At 69.1% G+C, this 16,724-nt stretch carries 15 protein-coding genes; 5 read left to right on the top strand and 10 right to left on the bottom strand.

The features are described 5' to 3' along the window. Positions 1-154 precede the first annotated feature (154 nt). A complete protein-coding gene (locus BSZ40_RS00555) occupies positions 155-910 on the bottom strand; it encodes a response regulator transcription factor (RefSeq protein ID WP_425425631.1) in 756 nt (251 codons plus the stop codon). Between the two features lie 274 nt (positions 911-1,184). On the opposite strand from BSZ40_RS00555, the gene BSZ40_RS00550 reads away from it, so the two are divergent. From BSZ40_RS00550 to disA, 4 genes are all read left to right on the top strand, one after another. Beyond that, positions 1,185-1,850 (top strand): potassium channel family protein, encoded by a 666-nt coding sequence (locus BSZ40_RS00550; RefSeq protein WP_073822201.1) that lies wholly within the window; start codon positions 1,185-1,187, stop codon positions 1,848-1,850. A gap of 59 nt (positions 1,851-1,909) precedes the next feature. Next, entirely contained in the window at positions 1,910-3,286 is a 1,377-nt protein-coding gene (gene radA / locus BSZ40_RS00545; RefSeq protein WP_073822199.1) for a DNA repair protein RadA, read from the top strand. Positions 3,287-3,350: 64 nt separating this feature from the next. Continuing rightward, positions 3,351-4,685, top strand: coding sequence for an MFS transporter (locus tag BSZ40_RS00540; RefSeq protein WP_073822196.1), 1,335 nt, complete (start codon positions 3,351-3,353; stop codon positions 4,683-4,685). A gap of 117 nt (positions 4,686-4,802) precedes the next feature. Next, positions 4,803-5,849 (top strand): DNA integrity scanning diadenylate cyclase DisA, encoded by a 1,047-nt coding sequence (gene disA, locus BSZ40_RS00535; RefSeq protein ID WP_073822704.1) that lies wholly within the window; start codon positions 4,803-4,805, stop codon positions 5,847-5,849. A gap of 6 nt (positions 5,850-5,855) precedes the next feature. On the opposite strand, the gene BSZ40_RS00530 is transcribed toward disA, so the two are convergent. The 9 genes from BSZ40_RS00530 to dacB all read right to left on the bottom strand — a co-directional run bounded on the left by BSZ40_RS00530 (position 5,856) and on the right by dacB (position 16,125). Then, on the bottom strand, positions 5,856-6,533 hold the full coding sequence (locus BSZ40_RS00530) for a hypothetical protein (protein WP_158020847.1): 678 nt from the start codon (positions 6,531-6,533) through the stop codon (positions 5,856-5,858). A gap of 49 nt (positions 6,534-6,582) precedes the next feature. Beyond that, on the bottom strand, positions 6,583-7,065 hold the full coding sequence (locus BSZ40_RS00525; protein ID WP_073822192.1) for a DUF3180 family protein: 483 nt from the start codon (positions 7,063-7,065) through the stop codon (positions 6,583-6,585). After that, the gene (gene folK / locus BSZ40_RS00520; protein WP_073822190.1) at positions 7,065-9,320 is read right to left on the bottom strand and encodes a 2-amino-4-hydroxy-6-hydroxymethyldihydropteridine diphosphokinase; all 2,256 of its coding nucleotides are present in this window, start codon (positions 9,318-9,320) and stop codon (positions 7,065-7,067) included. Before folK ends, BSZ40_RS00525 begins: the two co-directional genes overlap by 1 nt. Before the next feature lie 32 nt (positions 9,321-9,352). Continuing rightward, positions 9,353-10,252 carry a dihydropteroate synthase gene (gene folP / locus BSZ40_RS00515; protein WP_245793740.1) on the bottom strand — a complete coding sequence of 300 codons (900 nt, stop codon included), beginning with the start codon at positions 10,250-10,252 and terminating at the stop codon, positions 9,353-9,355. A gap of 49 nt (positions 10,253-10,301) precedes the next feature. After that, positions 10,302-10,871, bottom strand: coding sequence for a GTP cyclohydrolase I FolE (folE, locus tag BSZ40_RS00510; RefSeq protein WP_073822188.1), 570 nt, complete (start codon positions 10,869-10,871; stop codon positions 10,302-10,304). After that, a complete protein-coding gene (gene ftsH, locus BSZ40_RS00505) occupies positions 10,868-12,901 on the bottom strand; it encodes an ATP-dependent zinc metalloprotease FtsH (RefSeq protein ID WP_073822186.1) in 2,034 nt (677 codons plus the stop codon). The genes folE and ftsH overlap by 4 nt, the downstream gene beginning before the upstream one ends. Before the next feature lie 91 nt (positions 12,902-12,992). Continuing rightward, complete coding sequence (gene hpt, locus BSZ40_RS00500; RefSeq protein ID WP_073822183.1) at positions 12,993-13,550, bottom strand: hypoxanthine phosphoribosyltransferase; 558 nt, start codon at positions 13,548-13,550, stop codon at positions 12,993-12,995. A 36-nt stretch (positions 13,551-13,586) separates the two neighbouring features. Beyond that, on the bottom strand, positions 13,587-14,726 hold the full coding sequence (gene tilS / locus BSZ40_RS00495; RefSeq protein WP_222842718.1) for a tRNA lysidine(34) synthetase TilS: 1,140 nt from the start codon (positions 14,724-14,726) through the stop codon (positions 13,587-13,589). 16 nt (positions 14,727-14,742) lie between these two features. Then, positions 14,743-16,125 carry a D-alanyl-D-alanine carboxypeptidase/D-alanyl-D-alanine endopeptidase gene (dacB, locus tag BSZ40_RS00490; RefSeq protein WP_073822181.1) on the bottom strand — a complete coding sequence of 461 codons (1,383 nt, stop codon included), beginning with the start codon at positions 16,123-16,125 and terminating at the stop codon, positions 14,743-14,745. 82 nt (positions 16,126-16,207) lie between these two features. Here dacB and BSZ40_RS00485 point away from each other — a divergent pair, with 82 nt between their 5' ends. Then, complete coding sequence (locus BSZ40_RS00485; protein WP_073822180.1) at positions 16,208-16,702, top strand: inorganic diphosphatase; 495 nt, start codon at positions 16,208-16,210, stop codon at positions 16,700-16,702. The last annotated feature ends 22 nt before the right edge of the window (positions 16,703-16,724 follow it).

Genomic DNA, 16,724 nt, shown 5'->3' with positions numbered 1-16,724 from the left:
CAGATTACGACGGTCATCATTTGCGATTGCCAATTTGCCCGTATATGCGGCGCACGGGCCCGGATACCTGCCATCACAGGATGATCACGAACATAGCTTTGGGGGTCGGCGGGCCCCTGCCCGACCGACCCCCCACCAGACCGGCGTAGCGCCGTCAGCTCGCTGCGCGCGCGTGTTCCGCAGGCTTGAGCAGGTAGCCCGCGCCCCGCATCGTGTGAATCATCGGATCCCGGCCCACGTCGATCTTCTTGCGCAGGTAGGAGATGTACAGCTCCACCACGTTGGCCTGCCCCCCGAAGTCGTAGTGCCACACCCGGTCCAGGATCTGGGCCTTGGACAGCACCCGCCGCGGGTTGCGCATCAGGAACCGCAGCAGCTCGAACTCGGTGGCGGTCAGCCGTATCTCCTCACCGTCCCGAAAGACCTCGTGCGAGTCCTCGTTCAGGGTCAGATCCCCTACGCACAGCACCGGTTCGGCCGCCACCTTGTCGAGGGCGGCCCGGCGCATGAGGGCCCGCAGGCGGGCCACCACCTCCTCCAGACTGAAGGGCTTGGAGACGTAATCATCGCCCCCTGCGGTCAAACCGACGACGCGGTCCTCCGCGCCGTCTTTGGCTGTCAGGAACAGCACCGGCAGTGCCGGGTCTGCCTCTCGCAGCTTGCGCGACACCCCCAGCCCGTCCAGCTCGGGCACCTGGATGTCCAGGACGGCGGCGTCCGGGTCGATCTCCTTGGCAAGCTTGATGGCGGCGCGGGCGGAGCTGGCAACGCGCACGTCGCAACCCTCGTAGCGCAGCGTCATCGCCAGCAGTTCGGCGATGTTGGTTTCACTGTCGACAACGAGAACACGGAGTGGCGACCCGTCTTTGCGGGTCAGGCGGAGTCCAGTTTGTTCTTGGGCCATGTACATATTTAGCCACGCAAATCCCATGAAAGCACCTGTGATATGCGATGAATTTTCTGTGAATTCCAACATTGAATCACTTCAATTTGCGCGAGTTGCCAAGCAATCTTCACTACCCCTACGGCATTTACTGACACATTTAGATAAACTAAAGCGATCAACGTCACGCATCTGTGACCCAAGCCGCACGCAGCAGCCGTCAGGGGCGGAATCGTGCGCCTGGCTAGCCCTCGGCAGTCCCCGATGACACAATAGGCCCGCTGGCAGCAAAGGAGGCGACATGGCAGACAAGGCCCGCAACTCCGGCACCCTAGTCATCGGCCTCGGCCGGTTCGGCTCGGCGGTGGCGGTGACGCTGGAGCGGCTCGGCCGCGAGGTATTCGCCGTGGAGGCCAACCCCCTGAAAGTTCAGCAGTGGTCGGGCCGCCTGGCCCTGGCGGAGGCCGACGCCACCAACCTCGACGCCCTCGAACAGCTCGGGGCCGCCGAGTTCGCCTCCGCCGTGGTGGGGGTTGGCTCCTCCTTGGAGGCCTCAGTGCTGACCACCGCCAACCTCGTCGACCTCGGCATCCCGTCGATTTGGGCCAAGGCCACCTCCCGCGAGCACGGCCGCATCCTCAAACGCATCGGGGCCCACCACGTCGTCTACCCGGAGTACGACGCCGGCCAGCGCGCCGCCCACCTGGTGTCGGGCCGCATGCTGGACTACATCGAACTGGAGCGAGAGGGCTTCTCCATCGTCAAGATGCGGCCCCCGAAGGAGACCCACGGCTTCACCCTGGCCGAATCAAAGATCCGCTCGAAGTACGGGGTGACCGTGATCGGCGTGATGAGTCCCGGCGAACCCTTCGAGTACGCCTCCCCCCAAACCTCTATCTACCCCAACGACGTCATCATCGTCTCCGGCGATGCCTCGCTGCTAGAACGCTTCGCTGCCCGCCCCTAGTGCCGCTGGCTTGTCAGTGGGCGGCGCTACGGTGAGGACATCACCGAGAAAGGGGCACCATGGCACGGACCAGCAGCAACTATGCCTGCAATAGCTGCGGGGCGAAGGCAGTCAAGTGGGCGGGGCGGTGTGCGCGTTGCGGCGAGTACGGCACCATCACCGAAAGTACCCCGCCCGGCGGGGGCAGCGGTCCGAGTCTACTGGGGTCCTCCCCGGCCCGGACGGCCCGCCCGGTGCGCGAGGTGGGGGTAGACGCGCCACAGGACCGCATTTCTACGGGGCTGTCCCAGTTCGACCGCATAGTCGGGGGTGGGCTCGTGCCGGGCCAGGTGCTACTGCTGTCCGGCGAGCCGGGCGCGGGCAAGTCAACGCTCCTGCTGACGATCGCCCACCAGGTGGCCGCACGCACCGGCCAGCCCGTGCTGTACCTGTCGGGCGAAGAGTCCACGCACCAGATCGCGGTGCGGGCACGGCGCATCGGGGCGGATGCGCCGAGTCTGCTGGTGGCCGACGACACCGAACTAAGCGCCATCATCGGGCACCTCGACGAGACAGGTCCCGACTTGGCTTTCGTCATCGTTGACTCGGTGCAAACCATTGCCTCCCAAGAGGTCGAGGGCCGGGTCGGCGGGGTCGCCCAAGTGATGGCGGTGGCCGGGGCCCTGACCCGGGTAGCCAAGTCCCGCGGCATCCCCGTGTGCCTGGTGGGGCAGGTGACCAAAGAATCGACGGTCGCTGGCCCGCGGGCCCTGGAACATGTCGTCGACACCACGCTGTCGCTGGAGGGCGATCGCCACACCTCCCTGCGCTTGCTGCGCACCGTGAAGAACCGTTTCGGCCCGGCTGACGAGGTGGCGTGCTTCGAACAGACCGACACCGGACTGCAGGAGGTCTTGGACCCCTCTCACCTCTTCCGCTCCGCCGCCAGTCAACCCATTGCCGGCACCTGCGTCACGGTCACGGTGGCTGGACGACGGCCACTGCTGGCCGAGATTCAGGCCCTGGTGGCCCCCAGCACGGTGCCCAATCCGCGCCGCGGGGTCTCCGGCCTGGAAAGCGCCCGGGCCGCCATGCTGTTGGCCGTCACCGAGCGGCAAGCCCGCCTCAAGCTCGCAGACAAGGATCTCTTCCTGGCCACGGTCGGCGGGATGACGCTGCGCGACCCGGCCGCCGATCTGGCGCTGTGCCTAGCCGTGGCGTCGGCGGCCCGCGATGCCGCCCTGCCGCACGGGTTGGCCGCCCTGGGGGAGGTCACGCTCGCCGGGGAGGTACGCAGCGTGCCCCTCTTGGCTCAACGGGTGGCCGAGGCCATGCGTTTGGGTCAGCAGCGGATCCTGGTCCCGCCGGGGGCCACGGCGAAACTGCCCGACGCTGCCGCCCGCGCCGCAGTCAGCGAAGTTTCCACCCTGGCCGATGCCCTGCGGGCCATCCCATAGGCCTCCCCTAGGCGTTTAGCGCTACCGCACTAGACTGGGACCATCCGAACTGAAAGCAGGACCAGTGGCTTCCTCCCCCGCCTCCCGCCAAGAACGCCTCGACAACCTCCCGGTCACCCGCAAGCACCTGCGTCTGCTCGGGGCCTCCGGTATCGGGTGGGCGCTGGACGCCATGGACGTCGGCCTCATCGCCTTCGTCATGGCGGCCCTGACCGCCCACTGGCAGCTGGCCGCCTGGCAGATCTCACTGCTGGGCGCCATTGGTTTCGCGGGCATGGCGCTGGGTGCCGTCCTCGGCGGCCGCCTGGCCGACCGCTTCGGTCGCCGCCAAGTCTTCGCCGCCACCCTGGTGCTGTACGGGCTGGCAACCGGGGCCTCCGCCCTCGCCCCCACCTTCGCCCTGCTGGTCGCGCTGCGCTTCATCGTTGGCGTTGGCCTGGGCGCCGAACTGCCCGTAGCTTCGACGCTAATTTCCGAGTTCGCGCCCCGACGGGTGCGCGGCAGCATGGTGGTGCTGCTGGAGGCCTTCTGGGCGGTGGGCTGGATCGCGGCGGCGCTCGTGGGCCGATACGTCGTGTCCGCCTCCCCCGCCGGGTGGCGCTGGGCGTTTGCCCTGGGCTGCGTGCCCGCCGTCTACGCCCTCGTGGTGCGCTTCGGCATGCCCGAGTCGGTGCGTTACCTGGAGATGCGCGGCCGCCACCCCGAGGCCGAGCAGATCGTGCGTTCCTTCGAGGCCTCGGCCGGCCGCCAACCTGGTCCCGCGGCTGCCGCGACTCCGCCCCGAGCAGAGCAAAAACCAGCCACGCAGGGGCAACCCCGGTCGATATGGAGCCGCCCGCTCGCAGGCCGCACCGCCGCCTTGTGGACCATCTGGTTCATGATGAACTTCGCCTACTACGGCGCATTCATCTGGATCCCGTCCCTGCTGTTCGCCAGCGGCTACCCCCTCGCGAAATCCTTCAGCTTCACCCTAGTCATGACCCTGGCGCAATTGCCTGGCTACGCGGTAGCTGCCGTCCTCATCGAGCGTTGGGGGCGCCGCCGGACGTTAACCCTCTTCCTCGCCGGCTCCGCACTGGCCGCCATCGGCTTCGGGTTGGCCTCGACGTCCTGGCAGATCATCGCGGCCGGTTGCCTGTTGAGCTTCTTCAACCTGGGGGCCTGGGGAGCCTTGTATGCCATTGGCCCTGAGCTTTACCCCACTGGCCTGCGCGGCACCGGGACAGGCGCAGCCGCCGGTTTTGGCCGCATCGCCTCCATCATCGCCCCCTTGTCCGTGCCGCTGCTCGTGCAGTGGGGCGGCGTGCTGCTGCTCTTCGGCCTCTTCGCGGTCGCTTTCGGCACCGCCTGCGGCGCTACCCTGGCCCTCCCCGAACAACGGAACCAAGAGCTGCGCTAGGTGGCTCCTGGCACCGCCCCCTAATCCACTTCACCATCCCCGCTAGAATTGGCGGAAAACTACCCGGCGAGCACGGGAAAGGAGGCCACAGTGACCAGCTTGGCCCCGCTACTGTCGATGCGCCAGGCCCTCCCCTCAGTGGCCCCCGGTACCGAGCTGCGCGAAGGGCTCGAACGTATCCTGCGGGGCCGCACCGGGGCCCTGATCGTGCTCGGCTACGACGAGACCGTGGCGTCCCTCTGCTCTGGTGGCTTCGAGCTGGATGTGGAGTTCTCGGCCACCCGGCTGCGGGAGCTGGCCAAGATGGACGGCGCCCTGGTTATCGACCATCAACAGCGCCGCATCGTGCGGGCCAACGTGCAGCTGACCCCCGAGACCTCGATCCCCACCTCCGAGACCGGCATGCGGCACCGCGCTGCGGCGCGGGTGGCGCGCCAAACCCGGTTCCCCGTGATCTCCGTGTCGAAGTCGATGAACACCATCAGCCTCTACCTGGGCCAGGAACGGCATGTGCTTGAGCCCTCCGCCCACATCCTGGCCCGCGCCAATCAAGCGATCTCGACCCTGGAACGCTACAAGTCGCGCCTGGAGGAAGTAACCCGTACCCTGTCAGCGCTCGAATTTGCTGACATGGTGACGGTGGGGGACGTCGCCGTCGTGCTGCAACGGCAGGAAATGGTGTTGCGGATTGGCTCGGAGATTGACGGCTACGTCGCCGAGCTCGGCACCGACGGTCGCCTCGTATCCCTCCAATTGGATGAGCTGGTGCGTGGATTGGCAGCCGAGCGGGCCTACGTGCTGCGCGACTACGTCGCCACCTTGTCCCTCGTGCGCAAGGCCGAAGAAATCATCTCCTCCTTGAGCTCCACCGAATTGTTGGACTACACGACGCTGTCCGCCTCCCTGGGCCTATCCGACCCCGAGGGCCTCGGTCTTGAGCTGCCGGTGTCTCCACGCGGCTACCGCATGCTCTCCCGCATTCCGCGGCTGCCGCCCGTGGTCGCCGAATCCATCATCCACACCATCGGTCCGCTCCGCCGGGTGCTGCAAGCCTCCCAGGAGCAGCTGCAAACCGTGGACGGCGTCGGCCCGCTGCGGGCCCGCGCCGTCTACGACGGGCTCGGGCGCTTCGCCAAGGCCAGTCACTTCGACCGCTGGGGCTAAAACCCCCTACTGCAAAGTGATGATGGTCGGCTCGGTGACCTTGTGCTCGCCGTGCAAGTAGCGCACCACGTAGGTGCCTGCGGCCGCCTTACTGCCCGCCTCGCAGCCCTCGCCCCGCACCAGCCCATCCCAAGTAAACGTCTGCTTCCAGGTGTCGCCCTGTCGCAACAGCAGCGGCAGCTGCTCGGCCTCGGCAGCGGCGCAGCCGCGCGTATCCAGCACCAGCTGCTCGCCCGTGTGCACCGTGATCCCAAGCATTTTCTCTCCCACATCCAGTAGGCAGGGTTGCTCAGAGGTCGTAGAGACGCTCACCTCGATGTTCAGTGGTTCCCCGGCGGTGGCCGTGGAGGGCGCGGTGCTCGTCAACAGCAACGAGTCTTGCGCGCAGGCGCTCGGGGTGAATATTTCCGTCGGCTCATTGGCCTGCGTGGCATCGCTCCCGGTAATCTTCCCCACCAGCCACAGGGTGCCCCAGAAGACTAGCAAGAGCAGCCCCACGCCCAGCACCGCCGCAATCACCACCCGGTGAATCAATATCCGTGGTCGGCCTGCCGGAGGGCGGGCCGGACGCCGCGGCGGGCCGGACGGGCGCCGCGGGCCGCCGCCACGCACCGGCCGGACCGGACGACCGCCGGGTGGCTGCCTGCGCGCCGGGCGGGAGGAGGGAGGTTGGGGACGAGCCATGCGGTAGACGTTACGGCCCGGCCCGCACCGCAGCCAGTGGGCGCGCCGGTCAGGCGGCGGCGCCCTGGCCGGACGACGGCGTGTCGGGGCCGTCCTCATCGTCGTCGAGCACGCACCACCCTTCTACCACGTACCCGGCGCCCAACAGCAGGCCTGCGGCGGCGAGCCCCGCCAAACTGCCCCAGGCCTGCGCCTGAGGGTAGGGGGCCGCAATATTGGTCAATGCCACCGACAGCTGCGCCAGCAGGTAGCCGATCGTCAGGGCAGCGACCACCATGGCGGCCTGCGCCAGCAAGAGCACGCGCACCGCGTCGGAGTGTTCCAGGCGCGTGCGTTCCCGGCGCACCAGGCGCCGCACCTGACGCCCGAGCAGCACCACCGCCACCGCGCAGGCCAGCAAGGGCAATGCCAACAGCGGCGAGACGGCAGGTGTCAAACGCCCCGCGAGGTCAAGGGCGAAGAGGGCCGCGGTGCACACCAAGTATGCGCCGCCCGCCAACAGCGCCAGCGTGCGCCACCGCAGCCTCCCCATTAGTTTCGGCCACCGATGACGTCATCCCACGACGGTGTCTCTGCCCACCCATCACCTTGTTGGGTCCCGGGCTGCTCGGTCGGCGAGGAGGGGGGTTGGGGCGCCTGGCCCTCGCCCGCCTGCTCGGCCTCCTGGGCAGCAGCCGAGGGCGGGGGCGTCACCGGGGCGGCAGGTACCGGAGACGGTTCCGCGGCCTCCGCCGCCGGGGCCCAATCCTCCTCGATGGGGGCGGCAACCCCGTCCTCCTGCGGCGCATCGTCCCCCCACCCAGCGGCCTCCTCGGCTACCTGCGGCGGTTCCGCGAGCGGGCTAACGGCGGGCGCCGGGGCGGCCGTCATCACCCGGCCGGTAGGGGCGTACGACGGCGGCATATCTTCGTAGTCCGGGGGTTGAATGTCGGCCACCTCAAGGTCGGCGTCACGCAGGGCGCCCCCCTGCCCGGGCACCGCGCTGGTGTCGGGCGCTTTAACTAATCCTTCCGGCCAGTGCCCGGTCGGGGGGAGCTCCACCACCGACGGGGTGTTGGCCTTGACCTCCACATAGTGGTGTTCGTCCGCATCCTGCGTCACCTGGTCCGCGCTGACGGGCTCCACCACGGCGGGCAACTCCGGCCCCGTCGGGGACTCGGGCTGGTGCCCGTAGGCATCGGGTTCCTCCTCGGCGGCCGCCGGAGCGAAGCTCCCGGCCCCCTGCCCGGCGGACTGGTAACTGGGAGTCGCAGCGTCGACGGCGGCAAAGGAGAAGTCCTCCACCTCGTCGTCGAACTGGCTCGCCGCGCTCTGGGCGGCATCCGCGTATTCGGCGGCCGTGCGGAAGCTGGGCCTGTCGGTCAGCACCGGTGGCTCGCTCGTCGGCACGGGCGCCGCGGGCGCACTGCTGCCGCTCTCGTCCGCCGCTACAGCGGGCAGTACCTGGTCGGGCTCCCCTGCGGCCACGGCGGGACCGGGGGCAGCGGGCTCCTCCCAGTCGTCTTCCGTTTCGGAACTGGGGCTCCCGCTGGGGGCGTAGCTGGGAGGCATGGCGGCGGACTCGTCGTAGCCCGGGGCGGGCTCGCTCGGGGACGGGCGCTCGGGCGACTGGGCCTGCGCCTCGTTGGCCACCGACTGTCCCGCCAGCGCGGGCTGCCCGCCCGGTCCCTCCTCCACGGCAGCGGCGCTACGCAGCGAGCGCCACCGGTCGTGCACCTCGCGCACGCCGCCACGATCGCTGGCGGTGTCAGCCAGATGCGATACCGAGGCGCTGATGCCCGCCAGGTGGGCGCTCGGGTCCAGCAGCGCCCACGGATACAACACGAAGGCGCGGGAGTGGGCGCGTGGGTGCGGCAAAGTCAAACGCTCGTTGGACTGCTGCAGCCCTCCCAACTCAATGATGTCGATGTCCAGGGTTCGCGGCCCCCATCTGTCCCGCCGCTCCCGGCCGTACCACTCCTCGACCTCCTGCAACGCATCCAGCAGCGCCAGGGGCGCGAGCGTGGTGGTGCCGGTAACGACGATGTTGCGGTAGTCATCCTGGGGTGCCTGCCCGTACTCCAAGACCGGGGCGGTCACCACCAGGGGCGAGACCCCGATGACCTGCACCCCTTCCAGGTCGGCGATGTCCGCCACCGCCGCGTCCAGGGTCGCCACCGTGTCGCCAAGATTTGCCCCCAGGGACAAAACCATGGAGCGCAACGCGGGCGAGTTATCGAACGGGGCGGCCGGACTGGCCGCCGCTGCCTCATAGAGCGAAGCTGGGGCGGGGGGCGCCTCCGAGGCCGGCCAGACGGTGCTGGCTGCGGCAGGGGCGCGACTGGGCGCGGGCTCCTCCGCGCCGGTCCCGCCACCCTCCGCTTGGGCGGCGGGCGCTTTTTCCGCCAGCTGGTCGCCTGCCGTCGGCAGGACGGTCGCGGCTGGTGCCTCCAGTGGTCGCCGAATGGTCACCGACACATCACCAAACGGCACATTCAAGGGGGCCTGCGGTTTGTGTACCGTCACTTCCACGGCCTGCACTCGCTCATCAGCGAGGACCACCGCCGCGATGCGGGCCGCAAGCGTTTCGATCAGGTTCACCGGTGAACCTGCCAGCACCGCCACCACCCGCTCTGCGACCTCGGCGTACGATACCGCGGCAGCGATGTCGTCCGAGCCGGCCGCGGCCCGCGAATCCACCTCCAGCACGACATCAGCGGTGAAGGTCTGCCCTTCCTCGCGTTCCTGCTCCAGCACGCCGTGGTAACCGTGGGCACTCAGCCCCGTCAGGGTAATGCGATCAGTCATGTCTCGCTCCTATTCCACAAGGGCTTTGAGTTCTAGTGTGCGTTACTTTCCTGTGTATCTGACGTTTGGCGCGCCTGGCGCCACCGGGCCCCCACGGCTCGGGCATCCGCGCTGGCGGCGACGTCGTGCACGCGCACCCCCCACACGCCGCTAGCGGCCGCCAAGGCGGTAAACGCGGCCGTGGCCACGTCGCGGTCCCGGGCCGGGCGCTGACCGCCCTCCCCCAGGACGGCCGCGAGCATGCGTTTGCGCGAGGCCCCGAGCAACACCGGGTGGCCGAGTTCGGCAAAAAACTCCCAGTGGGCGGCCACCTGCCAGGACTGGTCAGCATCCTTGGCGAACCCCAGGCCGGGGTCGACTACCACCTTGTCGGCGGCAACCCCCGCACGCTCCAGGGCCGTCAGGCGGGAAGCCAACTCGTCTCGCACCTGCCCAAGCAGGTCAGTGTAGGTGGCCAACGAATCCATCGTCTCGGGGGTGCCGCGCCAATGCTGACAGATGTAGACCACACCCGCGTCCGCCACCACCTCGGCCATCGCCGGATCGGCGTGCGTGCCCGAGACGTCGTTGATGATGCGAGCGCCCGCCTTGATTGCGGCGCGCGCCACGTCGGAACGGAAGGTGTCCACCGACACGACGACCCCGTCGGCAGCCAAAGCCCGCACTACCGGCAGGATGCGGGCCGCCTCCTCCGTCGGCGGAACCGGCGCAGCTCCCGGTCGAGTGGAATAGCCACCGACATCGACGATGTCCGCGCCCGCCCCCAGCAGGTTGCGCGCGTGGTCGATGGCGGCAGAGCTGTCCAGAAACTGGCCCCCGTCAGAAAACGAATCTGGCGTCGTGTTTACTACCCCCAACAGCGCCGTACGCCCGGGGGGTAGACCCAGCTGCCGGGCCAGTTCCTGGCCCCGCGTGAGAGCTATCTGATGCACGGGGGCAGCCTAACTAGGCAGGCTGTCCCCGACCTGAAAGGGGCAAAGCTCACTGTCCCAGGATGAGGCCCATCGCTTCGGCGCGGGTGGCCGGGTTGCGCATAATGCCGCGCACCGCCGAGGTAATCGTGCGGGACCCCGGTTTGGCTACCCCCCGCATGGACATGCACAGGTGCTCGGCACTCAACACCGTGATCGCTCCGCGGGGGGCCAGTCGCTCCACCAGCGCGTCAGCAACCTGCGAGGTGATGCGCTCCTGCACCTGGGGACGCCGAGCGAAGCCTTCGACCAGCCGCGCCAGCTTCGACAGGCCCGTCACGCGCCCATCCGCCCCCGGAATGTAGCCCACATGCGCCACCCCGTGGAACGGCAGCAGGTGATGCTCACACACCGAGTAGAAGGGGATGTCCCGCACCAGGATCATCTCCTCGTGCCCGATGTCAAAGACCGCCTCCAGGTGGGCGGCAGGATCCTGCCCCAGCCCGGAGAACAATTCTTGATAGGCCCGGGCCATGCGGGCCGGGGTTTCCCGCAGCCCATCCCGATCCGGGTCCTCGCCGACGGCGCGCAACAGGTCGCGCACCGCCCGCTCGACCGCCACGGCGTCGTAGGGGCTCACGCCTGCTCCTGCGGCGCGGCGTCGGCGGGCGGCACGGCATCCGCCGGGATGTCCGCCCCTGCCGGAGTCTGGTCGCCGGGGGCGGCCGCCACCTCGGTGCGGCTCCGCGGCCCCGGGCCGGTAGGCACCAATCCTTCAGCGCTAATCCACTGCTGCCGAGCCTCCCGCTTGGTCACGGGCGCAAAAATCTCCGCCAGCTCGGCCTCGCCCAACGTCTCTTTCTCCAACAGCTCCAGCGCGAGGGCATCGAGCACCTCCCGGTACTGGGTGAGGATCTCCCACGCCTCGGCGTGCGCGGCGGCCAACAGTTGCCGCACCTCGGCGTCCACGCGGGCCGCCAGGGCGTCGGAGTACTCCCGCCGGGAGATGCCATCCCGCCCCAGGAACGGCTCGGCACCGTCGGACTCCCCCAGCTTGACCAGCCCGACCTCGGCGGACATGCCGTAGCTGGTGACCATCTTGCGGGCCGTGGCGGTGGCCTTCTCAATGTCGTTGGAGGCCCCCGTCGTCGGGTCCCGGAACACGATTTCCTCGGCCACACGCCCACCCATCGCGTACGTCAGCTGGTCGAGAAGCTCGTTGCGGGTGGTGGAGTAGCGATCCTCCGTCGGCAACACCATCGTGTAGCCGAGGGCACGCCCGCGCGGCAGGATCGTCACCTTAGTGACGGGGTCGGTGTAGCGCAGCGCCGCGGCCGCCAGGGCGTGCCCCGCCTCGTGATAGGCGGTCAGCTGCTTCTCCTTCTCGTTCATCACCCGGGTGCGCTTCTGCGGCCCGGCGATCACCCGATCGATGGCCTCGTCCAGGGCCCGGTTGTCGATCAACTGGGCGTTGGAGCGGGCCGTGAGCAGCGCCGCCTCGTTGAGCACGTTGGCAAGATCGGCCCCCGTAAAGCCGGGGGTGCGCTTGGCCACCAGCGCCAGGTCAACGTCGGTGGTCAGCGGTTTGCCCTGCGCGTGGACCCGCAGGATCGCCTCCCGCCCCTTCAGGTCGGGGGCCTCGACCGCGACCTGTCGGTCGAAACGGCCCGGCCGCAGCAACGCCGGATCCAGGACGTCGGGCCGGTTGGTGGCGGCGATGAGGATGACGTTGGTGCGCTCGTCGAAACCGTCCATCTCAACCAACAGCTGGTTCAGGGTCTGCTCACGTTCGTCGTGTCCGCCCCCCATGCCGGAGCCGCGGTGGCGACCGACGGCGTCGATCTCGTCGACGAAGATGATGGCGGGCGCGTTCTGCTTGGCTTGCTCGAACAGGTCCCGCACACGCGAGGCCCCGACCCCGACGAACATCTCCACGAACTCGGACCCCGACATCGAGTAGAACGGGACCCCGGCCTCCCCGGCCACCGCTCGGGCGAGCAGGGTCTTCCCCGTCCCGGGCGGGCCGTAGAGCAGCACTCCCTTGGGAATGCGGGCCCCCACGGCCTGGAACTTGGCGGGCTCGGCCAAGAACTCGCGGATCTCCTGCAGCTCCTCTACGGCCTCATCCTCGCCAGCCACGTCCACAAACCGCACCGGCGGCATTTCCTTGTTGTACTTCTTAGCGTTGGACTTGCCGAAGCCGCCCAGGCGGCCGCCCGACATGCGGCTGGAGAGGAACCAGAAGGCCCCCACCAGGATGGCGATGGGCAGCAACAGGGTGAACAGCGAGCCGAACCAACTGGTGGTGGGCACTATCGAGTTCGTGCCGTACTTCGGCTCCGCGCTCTTGGCGAGGTCCGCCACCTGCTGTGCCTGGGCCTGCACGTAGTTGAACTGCACGGTCTTGCCGACGTCGCGAGCCGCCTGCCCCGGTCGGCTCGGCTGCTTTTGGTACGCCTCGTTCAGTTCCAGGACGACGTTTTGAATGCCTTCCGTGATGACGACCCGCTCAACGGTCTTGCCCTTGAGTAGCTCCAGCCCCTCCGAGGTGTCGATGCGGGCCGGGGCGGACATGGAAAACAGCATCCAGCCGAGGCCCGCCAGGAGCGCCAACGGGGCTAGCCACATCACTGGGTTGCGGACCAGCGGGGTTTTCTTCGTCTCACTCATGCGACGGCTCTACTCTCCATATTTTTCAACAGTGAGGGAACCGTAACCGACCGGCGGGCTCCCGGCGGGCAGTTTTCGCGCCCAGCGAGCCTTAACCGCCGTACACGTGGGGGGCCAGGGTGCCGACGAACGGCAGGGTGCGGTAGCGCTCGGCGTAGTCGAGCCCGTAGCCGACGACAAACTCCGGCGGAATATCGAAGCCAACGTAGGCCGCCTCCACCTCGACCTTGGCAGCCTCCGGCTTGCGCAGCAAGGTGGCGATCCTGACGGACGCGGCGCCGCGGGACTCCAGGTTGGCGGCCAGCCAGGACAGGGTCAGCCCCGAATCAATGATGTCTTCGACGATGAGCACGTGCCGGTCGGTGATGTCAGTGTCGAGGTCCTTCAGGATCCGCACCACTCCGGAAGACTTGGTCCCGGAGCCGTAAGAGGAAACCGCCATCCAGTCCATGCATACTGGGGTGTGCAGCAGGCGGGAGAGGTCCGCCATCACCATGACTGCCCCCCGCAGCACCCCGACCAGCAGGATCTCTCCCTTGTCGGCATAGTCCGCATCGATCTCGGCGGCCATTTCCCGCAAGCGGGCGGCAATCTGCTCTTCCGTGATGAGGACTTCCTTGAGGTCCTCGCCCATGTCCCTGGCGTCCACGTTTCCTCCCCGGAGTATTGGCTTAGGAAAAGCTTGTCACAACCCGCCGCCTGCCACCACGACGGCACGGCCTGCCCGCCAGGCGCGGGCCCCCGGCAAAGCAAGCGGGCCGCGCATGCCGGGCGTGGCACACAGGCGGTCCAAGGCCGCCAAATGCCGGGCGGTTACCGCCCCTGCCCGCCAACCGGCGGCCTGCCCGGCCCGGGCCAGCACCCGGGTCCGCAGGGCCGCAGGCTGGGCTGCCAAAGTGGCCAGGTCGAGACGAATCACACGTGCCGCGGCTCCCGCCTCGTCCCCAGGCGCGGCCGCGAGGCCTTGGTCAGCTGCCGCCGCCCGCGCGGCGGTGTAGGCCCCCGCAGCCAGCTCGTCTAGCGCGGCGGCGTCGGCGGCCACCTGGGCGGCCGTGCGCGCCAGGGCGGGCACCGGGTCCAGGCCGAGCGCCTGGGCGAGGGCGGGCAAAGCCCGGTGCCGCACGGCGGCGCGCCGCAGCGGCGAGCCGTCCGCCGCGCGCCAGGTGGAATCCTCCGGATGATTCGTGGGATCGAGCAGGGGCGTCAACCCGTAGGCGGCGCAAGCCGCCACCGTGTCGGCGCGCCGCAACCCCAACAGGGGCCGCACCAGCCGCACCCCGGCCCGCGCCCCCGGCAGCGTGGCCTGCGGTGCCATGCCCGCCAGCGCGGTCAGCCCGGCCCCGCGCCCCAAGGCCAACAGCACGGTCTCGGCTTGGTCATCGGCCGTGTGTCCAAGCAAAATGTCCGCCCCCGGCCCGGCGTGGGCCGCGAGCGCGGACCGGCGGGCCGCGCGGGCGGCGGCTTCGGGGCCGCCGGGGCCGGTGAGGCTGACGGTGGTGGTGTGGGCGTCGGACAGGCCTGCGGCGTGGGCCGTGGCCACCACCCACGCCCCTTCGGCGGCGGAGCCGGGGCGCAGCGCATGATCGACGTGCAGGACGCGGGGCCGCAGGTCTGCGTGCGGGCCGTGCGGGCGGGTGAGGTCGGCCAGGGCGGCCAGCAGGGCCAGGGAATCGGGGCCACCGGAGCAGGCGACCACCACTTCGGTGCTGGGTGGCAGGGTCGCCAGGTGGGCGGCAACGGCGCGCCGCACCGGCAGGGCCCCCCGGCCCGGCGGGGCTAGGGGCGGGCGCGGTGGGGGCAGGTCAGGCACCGGGGCGTGCGGCAACTGGTGACGCTCCGGGTTACAGGGCGGCCAGCTCTTCAATGAACGCGTCGATCTCTAGGCGCGCGGTGTCCAGCTGCCCTTCGGGAAAGCCGTCGACGATGACCGCGAAATTGATGGGACGGCCCGAGGAAGTCACCACGGTGCCGGTGAGGGACGAGACGGTCGAAAGTGAGCCCGTTTTAGCGCGCACCACCACGTCCGTGTCGTGGAATCGGTTGCGTAGGGTGCCGTCGGGCGTGGTGGCGAACGCCAGGGCGGAGGGGAAAAGCCGCAGGCTGGCAACGTTGGAGTTTTGTGCCATCTGCAGGGTGGAGATGAGGCTGGCGGCGGTCAGCCGGTTGTTGTCGGACAGGCCGGAGCAATCCCGCATCTGGATGCCTGCAAGGTCCACCCCCAGCCCCCGCAGCGTCTCTTGCACGGCTGCGGTGGCGTCGGCGAACGTGGCGGAGCGCCCCTGCTGCAGTGCCACTAGGCGGCACTCGACCTCGGTGGCGGTGTTGTCGGACTTCTTCATCGACAGGGCGACGACGTCCAGCAGCGGCGCCGAGTAGACGGCCGCCACGGGCTGGGCCTGGGCCGGGGCAGGGGCCCGCCCGACATCGCCGGTGACCGTGATGCCTGCGGCCTGTAGGTGCTCGACGAAGGTCTGTGCGGCAGCCAATGCGGGGTCGGGCAGGTATTCGTTTTCGCCCGGCGCCACCCGACCTGCGTCGATGGCGAGCGGCTGGACTTTACCGACAAAGCTCAGGGAGGCCCCGGACCAGTCGGGGTGGCTCCAATCCGACTCGGGGAAGAGGGTGTCGTCCAGCGCCACGGTGACGCTGGTGATGCCGTCGGCCCGCAGCTGGTCGGCGCTGGCGCGGGCGAGGTCTCCGAGCCCGGCGTAGCCGGACGCCTCTTTACCGTTGCCTTTATCGGCGGCCAGGTGCACATCTCCCCCACCCACCAGGGTGAGGGTGCCGTCCGCGAACACCGTCTTGGTCTCCAGCCGGTGGGCGGCCCCCAGATCGTGCAGGGCCGCCACGCCAGTGAGGATCTTCAGCGACGAGGCGGGGGTCAGCGGGGTGGAGCGTTCGACGGCCCCGAGCACCTCCCCGCTGATGCCATCAGTCACCAAGACCGAAACTTTCACGGGATCGGCAAACCTACCCGCCAGCTCGGTCACGGCCGTCGACACCTGCCCGGCGTCGACGCTGGGGGCACCGTCCGCATCCGCGACAGGGGACGGTTGCCGTGCGGCGAGCGGGCGGGGGGTGGGCGGCGGGGCCGCCTTCGGCATCGGGGTGGCGTATGTCAGAGGGCCGGGTAACACGTCGGCAGCGTCCAGGGCCAGGTATCCGGGCACGCCCACCACCCAGGCCACGCTCAGGCCAGCCGCAATCCACGCAGAACGATTCAACTTCCCGCTCCTTCGCTCGTCCGTGCAAGGATATGACAGATGCTCGATTCGGCTGCGCCGTGCGGCCACGAAAGGAGGACCGGTGCTCGAATTCGATGTGACAATCGAGATCCCCAAGGGCAACCGCAACAAGTACGAGGTTGACCACGAGACTGGTCGCATCCGTCTTGACCGCATGCTGTTTACCTCTACCCGTTACCCCGACGATTACGGGTTTATTGACAACACGTTGGGCGAGGACGGGGACCCTCTCGACGCGCTGGTGCTGCTGGAGGAGCCCACGTTCCCCGGCTGTCTGATTCGCTGCCGCGCGCTCGGGATGTTCCGGATGCGTGACGAGGCCGGTGGGGACGACAAGGTCCTGTGTGTGCCTGCCTCTGACCAGCGGGCCTCGTGGCGCACCGACATTGAGGACGTCTCGGAGTTCCACCGCCTGGAGATCCAACACTTCTTCGAGGTGTACAAGGACCTGGAGCCCGGCAAGTCCGTGGAAGGTGCCCACTGGGCCGGTCGGGAGGAGACCGAGGCGGAGATCCTGCGCTCCTACGAGCGTTTCCGCGAGGCTGGCGGGCACTGACCTGCCGCTGCTTACGTGGTGG

This window comes from Buchananella hordeovulneris, from assembly GCF_001907235.1.
Taxonomy (GTDB): Bacteria; Actinomycetota; Actinomycetes; order Actinomycetales; family Actinomycetaceae; genus Buchananella; species Buchananella hordeovulneris.
Note: the sequence above shows the minus strand (reverse complement) of the source record. Positions and strands in the feature narration are given on the sequence as shown.

Coding starts and splice junctions, on each gene's coding strand:
- disA (WP_073822704.1), top strand. CDS start 4,803: ATGCGCCAGGCCCTCCCCTCAGTGGCCCCCGGTACCGAGCTGCGCGAA.
- BSZ40_RS00555 (WP_425425631.1), bottom strand. CDS start 910: ATGTACATGGCCCAAGAACAAACTGGACTCCGCCTGACCCGCAAAGAC.
- radA (WP_073822199.1), top strand. CDS start 1,910: ATGGCACGGACCAGCAGCAACTATGCCTGCAATAGCTGCGGGGCGAAG.
- BSZ40_RS00530 (WP_158020847.1), bottom strand. CDS start 6,533: ATGGCTCGTCCCCAACCTCCCTCCTCCCGCCCGGCGCGCAGGCAGCCA.
- folK (WP_073822190.1), bottom strand. CDS start 9,320: ATGACTGATCGCATTACCCTGACGGGGCTGAGTGCCCACGGTTACCAC.
- BSZ40_RS00525 (WP_073822192.1), bottom strand. CDS start 7,065: ATGGGGAGGCTGCGGTGGCGCACGCTGGCGCTGTTGGCGGGCGGCGCA.
- BSZ40_RS00550 (WP_073822201.1), top strand. CDS start 1,185: ATGGCAGACAAGGCCCGCAACTCCGGCACCCTAGTCATCGGCCTCGGC.
- ftsH (WP_073822186.1), bottom strand. CDS start 12,901: ATGAGTGAGACGAAGAAAACCCCGCTGGTCCGCAACCCAGTGATGTGG.